The 11,324-nt window shown below is 59.7% G+C and carries 9 protein-coding genes; 1 reads left to right on the top strand and 8 read right to left on the bottom strand.

The genetic code is table 11. The features are described 5' to 3' along the window. Positions 1–13 precede the first annotated feature (13 nt). The 6 genes from ACIQUH_RS11410 to ACIQUH_RS11385 form a co-directional block, all read right to left on the bottom strand. On the bottom strand, positions 14–1,678 hold the full coding sequence (locus tag ACIQUH_RS11410) for an electron transfer flavoprotein-ubiquinone oxidoreductase (protein WP_400814929.1): 1,665 nt from the start codon (positions 1,676–1,678) through the stop codon (positions 14–16). 7 nt (positions 1,679–1,685) lie between these two features. Continuing rightward, entirely contained in the window at positions 1,686–2,618 is a 933-nt protein-coding gene (locus tag ACIQUH_RS11405) for an electron transfer flavoprotein subunit alpha/FixB family protein (RefSeq protein ID WP_400814926.1), read from the bottom strand. 24 nt (positions 2,619–2,642) lie between these two features. Then, a complete protein-coding gene (locus ACIQUH_RS11400) occupies positions 2,643–3,392 on the bottom strand; it encodes an electron transfer flavoprotein subunit beta/FixA family protein (protein ID WP_400814924.1) in 750 nt (249 codons plus the stop codon). Between the two features lie 48 nt (positions 3,393–3,440). After that, complete coding sequence (locus ACIQUH_RS11395) at positions 3,441–4,835, bottom strand: aspartate ammonia-lyase (RefSeq protein ID WP_400814922.1); 1,395 nt, start codon at positions 4,833–4,835, stop codon at positions 3,441–3,443. An 85-nt stretch (positions 4,836–4,920) separates the two neighbouring features. Beyond that, a complete protein-coding gene (locus ACIQUH_RS11390; protein ID WP_400814920.1) occupies positions 4,921–5,322 on the bottom strand; it encodes a cupin domain-containing protein in 402 nt (133 codons plus the stop codon). 18 nt (positions 5,323–5,340) lie between these two features. Beyond that, positions 5,341–7,410: an NAD(P)-binding protein gene (locus ACIQUH_RS11385; protein WP_400814917.1), complete on the bottom strand. Its 2,070-nt coding sequence runs from the start codon at positions 7,408–7,410 to the stop codon at positions 5,341–5,343. A 262-nt stretch (positions 7,411–7,672) separates the two neighbouring features. Between ACIQUH_RS11385 and argE the strand changes: the two genes are divergently transcribed. Next, a complete protein-coding gene (gene argE, locus ACIQUH_RS11380) occupies positions 7,673–8,842 on the top strand; it encodes an acetylornithine deacetylase (RefSeq protein ID WP_400814915.1) in 1,170 nt (389 codons plus the stop codon). 23 nt (positions 8,843–8,865) lie between these two features. On the opposite strand, the gene ACIQUH_RS11375 is transcribed toward argE, so the two are convergent. Then, complete coding sequence (locus tag ACIQUH_RS11375) at positions 8,866–9,786, bottom strand: LysR family transcriptional regulator (protein WP_400814913.1); 921 nt, start codon at positions 9,784–9,786, stop codon at positions 8,866–8,868. A 48-nt stretch (positions 9,787–9,834) separates the two neighbouring features. Beyond that, on the bottom strand, positions 9,835–11,316 hold the full coding sequence (locus ACIQUH_RS11370) for an aldehyde dehydrogenase (RefSeq protein ID WP_400815196.1): 1,482 nt from the start codon (positions 11,314–11,316) through the stop codon (positions 9,835–9,837). Positions 11,317–11,324: the final 8 nt, after the last annotated feature.

Below are 11,324 nucleotides of genomic sequence, written 5' to 3'. Positions count from 1 at the left end.
GTTCCAACGACACTCACATATTCGGATAGACCGGCCCCTCGCCGCCCTGCGGCGGCATCCAGTTGATGTTCTGGTTGGGGTCCTTGATGTCGCAGGTCTTGCAGTGGACGCAGTTCTGGGCGTTGATGACGAAGACGTCCTGCCCGTCCTTTTCCATCCATTCGTAGACGCCGGCCGGACAGTAGCGGGTGGACGGTCCGGCGTAGATGTCGTGCTCGGACGATTTCTGCAGGGCCATGTCCTTGACCTTGAGATGCACCGGCTCGTTTTCCTCGTGGTTGGTGTTCGACAGGAACACCGAGGACAGGCGGTCGAAAGTGAGCACACCATCCGGCTTCGGATAGTCGATCTTCCTGTGCTGGGCTGCCGGTTCCAGCGACTGCGCGTCGGTCTTGCCGTGCTTGAGCGTGCCGAAGAAGGAGAAGCCGAACAGCGTGTTGGTCCACATGTCGAAGCCGCCGAGCGCCACGCCGAGGCCCGTGCCGAGCTTCGACCAGAGCGGCTTGACGTTGCGCACGCGCTTCAGGTCCTTGCCGATATCGCTCTTGCGCCAGTCGGTCTCGATCTCGACGACCTCGTCATTGGCGCGGCCGGCAGCAATCGCCTCGGCGACACGGTCTGCCGCCATCATGCCCGAGAGCACGGCGTTGTGGCTACCCTTGATGCGCGGCACGTTGACGAAGCCGGCCGAACAGCCGATCAGCGCGCCACCCGGAAAGGAGAGTTTTGGCACCGACTGGTAGCCGCCCTCGGTGATGGCGCGCGCGCCATAGGAGAGGCGCTTGCCGCCCTCGAAAGTGCCGCGGATCGCCGGATGCGTCTTGAACCGCTGGAACTCCTCGAAAGGATAGAGATAAGGGTTTTTGTAGTTCAGGTGGATGACGAAGCCGACGGCGACGAGATTGTCTTCCAGGTGATAGAGGAAAGAGCCTCCGCCGGTCGCCATGCCGAGTGGCCAGCCGAAGGAATGCTGCACGAGGCCGCGGCGGTGGTTCTCGGGCTTGACCTCCCAGAGTTCCTTGATGCCGACGCCGAACTTTTGCGGTTCGCGATCCTTCGAGAGATCGAATTTCGAAATCAGCTGCTTGGCGAGCGAGCCGCGCACGCCCTCGCCGATCAGCGTGTACTTGCCGATGAGCTCCATGCCGCGGGTATAGTTCGGGCCGGGCTCGCCGTTCTTCTCGATGCCCATGTCGCCGGTGGCAACCCCGATCACCGCACCCTTGTCGTCGTAAAGCACTTCGGTGGCGGCAAAGCCCGGATAGATCTCGACGCCGAGTTCTTCCGCCTTGCCGGCCAGCCAGCGACAGACATTGCCGAGCGAGACGATGTAGTTGCCGTGATTGTTCATCAGTGGCGGCATCAAAAAGTTCGGCAGGCGGATGGAGCCGGCGGGGCCGAGCAGCAGGAACCGGTCATCCTTGACCACCGTCTTGAAGGGATGCCCCTCCTCCTTGCGCCAGCCCGGCAGCAAGCGGTCGATGCCGATCGGATCGACGACGGCGCCCGACAGGATATGCGCGCCGACCTCGGCGCCCTTTTCCAGGACGACGACGGAAAGCTCCGGATTGACCTGTTTCAGACGAATGGCCGCCGACAGACCGGCCGGACCCGCCCCGACGATCACAACGTCGAATTCCATGCTCTCGCGCTCGGGCGGTTCCTGTGGCTCGCTCATGATTTGCTCAGAGCGCCTTTTCGAGCTCGGGCAGGATGGTGAAGAGATCTCCGACGAGGCCGTAGTCTGCGACCTGGAAGATCGGGGCTTCCTCGTCCTTGTTGATGGCGACGATGACCTTCGAGTCCTTCATGCCGGCGAGGTGCTGGATGGCGCCCGAGATGCCGCAAGCGATGTAGAGATCGGGCGCGACCACCTTGCCGGTCTGGCCGACCTGCCAGTCGTTCGGGGCGTAGCCGGCATCGACGGCGGCGCGGCTTGCACCGACAGCGGCACCCAGCTTGTCGGCGACCGGCAGGATGACTTGTTGGAACTTCTCCGCCGAGCCGAGCGCCCGACCGCCGGAAATGATGATCTTGGCAGAGGTCAACTCCGGGCGGTCTGATGCCGAAAGGGCGTCGGAGACGAACGTGGAGAGCTCGGAAGAAAAAGCTGCCGTTGAGACAGACTCAACGGCAGCAAGCGGGCCTCGGGAGGCCGGGGAAAACGAGGCGGTGCGCACGGTGATGACCCTCTTAGCGTCGGTCGATTGCACCGTCTGGATGGCATTGCCGGCATAGATCGGCCGCTTGAACGTGTCGGCCGAAACGACCTCGGTGATCTCCGAGATCTGGGCGATGTCGAGCAGCGCTGCGACGCGCGGCAGAACGTTCTTGCCGACAGAGGTGGCGGCCGAGAGGATGGTGTCGTAGGAACCGGCCAGCGAAACGATCAGGGCTGCCAGCGGCTCGGCGAGGTTGTTGGCAAGGTCGTCGCCTTCGGCAAGCAGAACCTTGGACACGCCGGCGAGCTTTGCGGCTGCATCTGCGGCAGGCCTGGCACCCGAGCCTGCGACCAGCACATGCACGTCGCCGCCAATCTTGGAAGCGGCCGTCAATGCCTTGGCGGTCTGGTCGGACAGGATTGCGTTGTCGTGATCCGCGAGAAGAAGAATGGTCATGGTCGTATTTCCTTTCGCGATCTCTTAGAGGACGCCGGCTTCGTTTTTCAGCTTGTCGACCAGTTCGGCGACCGTCTTGACCTTGATGCCGGTCTTGCGGCCACTTGGCTCCTCGGTCTTCAGCACCTTGAGGCGAGCGGCCGTATCGACGCCGAAGTCAGCAGGGGTCTTCTTGTCGAGCGGCTTCTTCTTCGCCTTCATGATGTTCGGCAGCGAGGCATAGCGCGGCTCGTTCAGGCGCAGGTCTGATGTGACAACGGCTGGCAGCTTGACCTCGATGGTCTGCAGACCGCCGTCGACTTCGCGGGTGACCTTGGCGTTGCCATCACCGATCTCGATCTTCGAGGCGAAGGTTGCCTGCGCTGTGCCGAGCAATGCTGCCAGCATCTGGCCGGTCTGATTCGAGTCATCGTCGATCGCCTGCTTGCCGACGATGATCAGGCCGGGCTGTTCGGCTTCGGTCACGCCCTTCAGGATCTTGGCAACGGCGAGCGGTTCGACCGCATCGTCGGTTTCCACGAGGATGGCGCGGTCCGCGCCCATGGCAAGCGCTGTGCGCAACGTCTCCTCGGCCTTGGCCGGGCCGATCGAAACGACCACCACTTCCTCGGCCTGGCCTTGCTCCTTCAGACGCAGCGCCTCTTCAACCGAGATCTCGTCGAACGGGTTCATCGACATCTTCACGTTCGATAGCTCGACGCCAGATCCATCCGGCTTCACCCGGATCTTCACGTTGTAGTCGACGACCCGCTTGACGGTGACCAGAATTTTCATCGGCATCCCTTTCCAACCCTTCCCAGTTCCGCAGGCAACTTCCGCGTTCTACGCAGGGAAAGCCCAGGAACGGCGTTTCACCTCATCGAAATCATCGGCAGACATGATCCCGAGGCGAAGCAGAACCTCTCTGATCGTTTGGCCATCAGTGACGGCCAGCCTGGCAACGCGGGCCGCATCCTCATATCCGATATGAGGCGCGAGCGCCGTTGAGAGAATAAGGCTTTTATCCACCAGTTCCTCGCACCGGGCCCTATCCGCTTCTATGCCTTCGACGCAGCGCTCGCGCAGGACCGTTATCGCCCGCGTTAGGATCCGAATCGACTGTAAGACGTTGAACAACATCACCGGTTCCATGGCATTCAGCTGCAACTGACCCGCTTCGGCGGCGAAGGTCACGGTGAGATCATTGCCGATAACCTGATAGGCTACCTGATTGACCACCTCCGGGATCACCGGATTGACCTTTCCTGGCATGATCGAGGAACCAGGCTGGACAGCCGGCAGTCTGATTTCTCCGAAGCCTGCGCGCGGGCCGCTGCTGAGGAGCCGCAAGTCGTTGCAGATTTTCGACAGTTTCACAGCGATGCGTTTCAAGACACCCGAAAAAGTGACAAAAGCGCCGACGTCCGAGGTGGCCTCGATCAGATTCTTTGCCGGGATGAGTTTGCGACCACTGATGTTCGCAAGATGCCGGACGGCTACCTCTGCATAGCCGGGGGGTGCATTGATCCCCGTGCCAATCGCGGTTCCGCCCAAATTGACCTCGGTCAGCAGATCACCCAGCTGCACGATGCGTTCGATGTCCTCGTCAACTGTGGCAGCGAAGGCGGCAAATTCCATGCCGAGGGTCATTGGAACGGCATCCTGCAACTGTGTGCGACCCACCTTGCCGATCTCAGCAAACTGTTCTGCCTTCGCGGAAAAAGCAGCGCTCAGTTCTGCCTGAGCCTTTATCAACGCAGTTGTCTGGCTTAGCACCGCGAGACGCATCGCTGTCGGATAAACGTCGTTTGTCGACTGCGAGCGATTGACATGATCGTTCGGATGCAGCCGCTGGTAGTCACCCGCCGGATGGCCGAGGTTTTGGAGCGCCGCATTGGCGATAACCTCGTTGGCGTTCATGTTGGTGGACGTCCCTGCCCCACCTTGGATCATGTCAACGGCAAACCAGCCGTGATGGAGGCCGCCAATGATCTCATCGCACGCCCCAAGAATGGGATCCACGAAGCGATCTTGAAGCACCCCACAATCGCGATTGGCCAGCGCACACGCCTTCTTGACCATTGCCAGCGCAACGACGAGCTCAGGAAAGTGGCTCAAGGGCACGTCGGTAATCGGAAAATTAGCGAGGGCGCGAGCCGTCTGAATTCCATAGAGCGTCTCGGCCGGAAGGACCATATCTCCAAGAAAATCATGCTCTGTTCTTTGCAGTTCGGTCATAATGATACATCTCACTGAATCGTATCTACTGGGCGTCCTACCTGTCCGACGCAGGTCAAGCACAAGACGGCACAGCGTCCTTAGGCTAAGCGTGTTTTGCGGCTATCGACGGATCGATGGGCAGATCCGTCGTCGTGGCGATGTAGCTTTTGCTCACCGTCTCCGAGCGAATCGTCCAGATGATTGCAGTCCCCTTGGCAATGATCCAGCTGTCCCCCGGTCCATAGACGACGGTTGTGCCGCTGACTTCGTCGGTCAGTTCGATATGACCGGAGAGAACCGTTGCGTGCTCGTGGAACGGATAGACGACACGGTATTTTCCACGTGTAGCGGAAAAAAGCCCACCAAAAATCGCCGTTTCCGCTGTGCCGATATCGAAGCGTCCGGATACACGGACGTCGCCTTCAAGGGTTGTGGCACCGATATCTTCAGGCGTGCCCCAACTGTCTAGCGACGATTGGTCAGACAGGAGAACATAAGGCTTCATGACATTCATCCCTTGCAATCAATCTGCCGCCAGCGCGGCGACTTCACGGCGGAACGGCAGTGCATCGCCGATATCGGCCTCATCCAGCTCGCGTGCGTAGCGGTGCCCGGCATAAGTCGCCCAGGCGATCGGCCCAGGCGCCTCGGCATCGCCGATAACTTTGATCGATCGAATACCTTGTGCCGCCCAATCCAGCTGACGTGCCTGGAGCTCACGCCAGACGGTGTCATCCTGAAGCCGTGAGGTAACGAGAATGACTGCATCGGCGGGGAAATCACGCTCGACGCCGGTGTAGATACAAGCCGTCGCCACACCACCTGCCTCGACCGATGTAACGGTGCGATTGAGAACGATATCAACGCCAAGACCGGCCAGTCGCTTGTGGATCGCGCCCTGCTCAAGTGTATTGCGGGTCCAATCGGATACATAGGCCGAAGGGGTGATCAAAGTTACCTGCGCACCTTGTCGAGCCATTAGCTCCGCGAGCACACCCCCCATGTAGTAGTGATCATCGTCGAAAAGTACGACGCGACCGGACGGCATCGTACCGGCCATGAGATCGTCGGGTGTGTAAATGGGCATGGAAGAATTGATCGGCATCCTAACGACGTGCGCACGCGCCACACCGTCGTTCCGCCACGTCGAACCAGTGGCGATCGCGATGTTCTCGAAGCCGAAATCCATGATATCGTCGGCGGAAAGACGGCTGTCGAAATAGATATCGACATTCGGCATCTGACTGAGCTGGTATTGGCGGTAATCGCGTACGCGACCCCAAGCCGAGAGCCCCGGCAACCTGCACTCACGGGCGACGCGCCCACCGAGCTCAGTCCCGGCCTCTGCAAGCGCCACTTTGTAGCCGCGCAGGCCGAGCGCTCGGGCAGCCTCCAGTCCTGCGGGGCCAGCGCCGAGGATCAAGACGCTTTCCGACGCGCCCTTCTGCTGCATCCGTTCAGGGTGCCAACCCTTGCGCCACTCTTCCATGAAAGTGGGATTCTGCGTGCATCGCGAAATCGACATGGTCATGTCGCCGGTGATGCAGATGTTGCAGCCGATGCACTCGCGAATATCCTCGATGCGGCCTTCCTCGACTTTCTTCGGCAGAAACGGATCGGCGATCGATGGACGAGCGCAGCCGATGAAGTCCAGAGTGCCGGACTTGACCATCCGCACCATGACGTCCGGTGAAGTGAAGCGTCCGACGCCGACCACGGGCTTCGAGGTCAGCTTGCGGATGCCGGAAACAAGATCTTCCTGCGCGGCTTCTTCCTTGAAACGCGACGGCCCGGAACAGTCTTCCCAGGCACCGTGGGCAAGATCCCAGAGGTCCGGCAGGTCACCATGCATCTCGATCATGTCGCGAACTTCGGAATTGGCGAAGCCGAGTTCACCAACCACTTCGTCGAGCGAAATGCGCAGCGTCAGACCGCAGGTCTCGCCGATGGCGTCGCGGCCCTCCTCGATGAGTTCGCGCATAAGGCGTGTGCGGTTTTCGAGCGAACCGCCATATTCATCGGTACGCTGGTTGGTCGCTGTGGACAGAAAGTGCTGGATTATGCCGAAGCCATGAGCGCCGTAGAGACAGACCAGATCGAAGCCGGCTTGCTTGGCGCGCTTGTAGGCATTGCGGTGCCAACGACGCAGGTCGCGGATGTCCTGCTTGTCCATCGCACGCGCCTGCACGGGATCATTGGTGAAAGTACGGATCGGCAGCGCAGACGGACCCCGCGGAACTTCCTTGCTGTAAAGGTTGGGGCCATTGACGCCAGAGTAAGCGAGCTGGATTCCGGCCAGCGCGCCGTGCTCCTTCATGGCATCAGCCATCTTTGCCAGCATTGGAACGTCCGCATCATCCCACAACCGCAATTCGATGAACGGCGTTATTTCGGATGTATGGTGCATCTCCGTCTGTTCGGTAAAGATGACACCCCAGCCGCCCTCGGACTTGGTCTTGCGCATCTGCGCCGCTGCGGAGGGATCGCGATAACCGCCGCCGTTGCAATGCGGCACCTGATAGAAGCGGTTCTTGGCGGTTACCGGACCGATCTTCATCGGCTCGAACAAAATATCGTAGCGTGGGTCGCGCAATTTAACTCCCCTTTTTGGTCGCGGTCTATCGGCGCAACAGTGATGCGACATGCGGGCAGAGGCCCGTTGTTGCAGACTACTGTGGAGACTGCGGGTCATGCAGGAAACAATAGTTTTCTTTCTCAGGACTTAGGCCAGGCCTAACAACGGCCGAAGAGGTCATCGGCTTAGGTTTCGCTGAATTACGGATGAAAGAAATTCGACTGAGCCTCAGGCGGGCCGCATGCTAGGCATAGGGGCAACGAAAACGAGGTGCACGAACGTGGACAGTATCGAAATCCTTGAACGGCTGATCGCATTTCCTACCGTCAGCCATGAGTCGAATCTCACACTGATCGATTTCGTCCAGGAGCTTTTGTCGCAACGGGGGATCGCCTGCGAGCTTGTCCACGACCGGGACAAACGGAAGGCAAACCTCTTCGCAACCATCGGCCCAGCGGATCGACCCGGCGTGATGTTGTCCGGACATACGGACGTCGTACCGGTCGATGGACAGAAATGGACCGTCCCGCCTTTCGAAATGACAAATCGCGAGGGGCGGCTCTACGGCCGCGGCGCAGCGGATATGAAGGGTTTCATTGCAGGCGCACTCGCGGCGGCGCTCCGGGCAGCAGAGATGACCTTGCATGCGCCGCTGCATCTGGCACTTTCCTATGATGAGGAGATCGGTTGTATAGGCGTGCGCAGCCTGATTGACATACTGGAATTGTCGCCGGTACGGCCGCATCTCTGCATTGTGGGGGAGCCGACGGGCATGGAGGTTGCGACCGGGCACAAGGGCAAAACGGCTGCGCGTTGCACTTGCATCGGCCGCGAAGGCCATTCGGCACAGGCACCTCTTGCCGTCAACGCCATTCACATGGGTTGCGATTTCGTTGGCGAACTGCGCGCTGAGCAGGAAAGGCTTGCAGTTCACGGTGCCCGCGACGACGACTATGACATTCCCTACACGACGGTGCACGTCGGAAAAATGAACGGCGGCGTTGCTCTCAATATCGTGCCGAATCTCTGTACGCTCGACTTCGAAATCCGCAACGTTGCCGCCGACGATCCGCATGCAATCATCGACCGCCTGCGCGTTGCAGCGGGGAAAATTGCAGACAACGCTCGTGAGGTCGCACCGGAAGCGGCGATCGAAGTCGACGTCACCAACGCATATCCAGGGTTAGATGTGCCGAGCACGTCGAATGCCGTCACGTTCGTCAAGTCGCTGACGGGCGCAAACAGTACGATCAGGGTTGCCTTCGGAACTGAAGGTGGTCTGTTCAATCAGCGGCTCGCCATCCCGGTCGTGATCTGCGGTCCGGGTTTCATGGCGCAGGGCCACAAACCTGACGAGTTCGTTTCGATAGACCAGTTGCGGCGTTGCGATCGAATGCTTGACGCACTGCTTGACCGACTCAGCAATGAGTCGGGTCTGACATCTTTGTGATGGCGCACCGTGGATTGACCGCCCTATTTTCGTATGACGCCCTGTTCGCTGAGGAAGTCCCGGCAATGTTTGATGAAAGCGTCGACCGCCTGTGTCCTGTGTTCGGCTTGGGGCAGCGCAACTCCCATGATCAAGGGGCGCAAATTGCCTCCCATCGGCACGAAGATAAGAGGCTTTCCATCTGGTGAAAGTGTGTTGAGCGGCCGCATGTTGGCAATACCGTAGCCGAAGCCGTTAGCAACCATTGACCGCATCATCGCAATATCGCTGGTTCTCTCCGCGACATTCGGGCGGAGGCCTTTCTCACGGAAGGCCGAGAGAAAATACTCCCGACTCAAGGGGAGATCGAGAAGGATCATGGGTTCATCTGCAAGTTCTTCCGGCATCACGACATCACGTGCGCCTAAAGGATGCCCCTCTGGCAGCATTACATAGGGAGGCAGCGGCATGAGGGGCTCGAAGGTGATATCTTGGGACACGTCGAGGTCGTACGTCAGGGCGACGTCGATTTCACCGCGCAAGAGCATTTCCACAAGCTGCCCCTGATTTCGCTCAAACTGTCGAAATCGCACCTCGCCATGCTGTTTTTCGAAGCTGCGTCGCAGGGCCGGTAGCACCAGTTGGGCGAAGGTTAGGAGGCAACCAACCGAAAGAGGTCCGCGTATCTTGTCGGCGATGTCTCCGGCCACATCATGCATAGCATCCGCGGCGCTGAGCAGCCGCCGAGCCTCTTTGAGAAATACCCGTCCTCCAGCGGTCAGCGACAGGCCATGCGAATGTTTGCGCACAAAGAGTTCTATGCCGAATTCCGCCTCCAGCTGCGCAATGGAGGCGGAAATCGACGGCGGCGACACATTCACCTGCTCGGACGCCTTCGCAATGCTGCCGGCCTCGCCGACGGCGACGAAATATTCGAGCTGGCGAAATGTAAAGCGTAAGGGCATGGCGGGACTGTGCTTCGTTTCAGGTTAAGGGCGCAAGTCCCGAGCAGTCTAATATTTAATCCATACCGTTTTCAATGCCGTGTATTTATCGAACGAATGAAGCGATAGATCCCTGCCAAAACCAGACTGCTTGATGCCACCGAAAGGCGTCATCGGACTGAGGGCGTCGACCGTATTGACGGAAACGGTCCCGGCCTTCAGCCGAGCGGAGACACGGTGAGCACGAGACAAATCGTTGGTCCACAACGACGCCGCCAGACCGTATGGACTGTCATTGGCCATACGAACAGCCTCGTCCTCATCATCAAAGGGGATCACCGCGAGAACCGGGCCGAAGACTTCTTCGCGAGCGATCATATCGTCATGCCGAACGTTGTCGAAGATGGTCGGAGTCACAAAACTGCCGAGCCCGTTGACCGTTACCTGTTCGCCACCCGCCACAAGCCTTGCGGTTTTCTTTGCCGCTTCGACGAAGCGCATGACATTCGTAGCGTGGTGTGCGTCGACCAGCGCGCCCATTTTCGACGCGGGGTCGAGCGGATCGCCAGGCTGCATTGCCGCGGCCCGCGCAACTAACTTTTCGACCAGCTTGTCCTTGATCCGGCGGTGTACGAGAAGGCGCGAATTCGCTGAGCAGAGTTCGCCTTGATTGTAGAATATTCCGAACGCTGCCATGTCGGCTGCTGCATCGAGGTCAGCGCAATCGTCGAAGACTAGGTTCGGGCTCTTTCCGCCGGTTTCCAGCCAAACCTGCTTCATGTTGGATTGGCCGGCATACTGCAGGAACAATTTACCAATCGCGGTGGATCCCGTGAACACGAGACTGTCGACATCCGGATGACGTCCGAGCGCCTGGCCAGCCGTCTCACCGAGACCCGGTACGACGTTCAGAACCCCCGCGGGCACGCCCGCTTCCAGCGCGAGTTCCGCCAGTCGCAAAGCCGAGAGCGGCGATTGTTCAGCCGGCTTCAGCACGACCGAGTTTCCCGCAGCCAAAGCCGGGGCGCATTTCCAAGTTGCCATGTCGAGGGGGAAGTTCCAGGGAACGACAGCGCCGATAACCCCCAGCGGTTCACGCCGGATCAGAGCGAGATTGCCTTCCTCGGCCGGGGCGATTTCGTCGTAGATCTTGTCGATTGCTTCGGCATACCATTGGAATATTGCGGCCGAGCCTGGGACATCGATGGTCACGGCGTCGCTGACCAGCTTTCCCATATCGAGCGATTCGAGAAGCGCGAGCTCCTCCTGATTTTCCCGCAACAAGCCGGCAAGCCGCAGCAGCACTTCCTTGCGTTGAGCCGGACTTTTCCGGGACCAGACCCCCGCCTCGAACACTCGACGAGCGGCCGCCACGGCGATGTCAATATCGTCCTGGCCACACGAAGCGACTTCCGCCAACGTGTAGCCCGTCGCCGGGTTAACGCTGTTGAAGACTCTGCCCGAGCGGGCCGACACGAACTTGCCGTCTATGAACGCCTTGTCCCGAAACCGTATCGCCGCTGCTCGTTTAATCCAGTCTTGATGACTCAGCACAGTGA

Source organism: Agrobacterium sp. NPDC090283 (assembly GCF_044769685.1).
In the GTDB taxonomy this organism is placed as follows: Bacteria; Pseudomonadota; Alphaproteobacteria; order Rhizobiales; family Rhizobiaceae; genus Agrobacterium.
This window is presented reverse-complemented; position numbering and strand designations above follow the sequence as displayed.

What these genes read in the sequence shown, in the direction of transcription:
- ACIQUH_RS11405 (WP_400814926.1), bottom strand. Translation starts at nt 2,618, where the DNA reads ATGACCATTCTTCTTCTCGCGGATCACGACAACGCAATCCTGTCCGAC.
- ACIQUH_RS11410 (WP_400814929.1), bottom strand. Translation starts at nt 1,678, where the DNA reads ATGAGCGAGCCACAGGAACCGCCCGAGCGCGAGAGCATGGAATTCGAC.
- ACIQUH_RS11400 (WP_400814924.1), bottom strand. Translation starts at nt 3,392, where the DNA reads ATGAAAATTCTGGTCACCGTCAAGCGGGTCGTCGACTACAACGTGAAG.
- ACIQUH_RS11390 (WP_400814920.1), bottom strand. Translation starts at nt 5,322, where the DNA reads ATGAAGCCTTATGTTCTCCTGTCTGACCAATCGTCGCTAGACAGTTGG.
- ACIQUH_RS11375 (WP_400814913.1), bottom strand. Translation starts at nt 9,786, where the DNA reads ATGCCCTTACGCTTTACATTTCGCCAGCTCGAATATTTCGTCGCCGTC.
- ACIQUH_RS11395 (WP_400814922.1), bottom strand. Translation starts at nt 4,835, where the DNA reads ATGACCGAACTGCAAAGAACAGAGCATGATTTTCTTGGAGATATGGTC.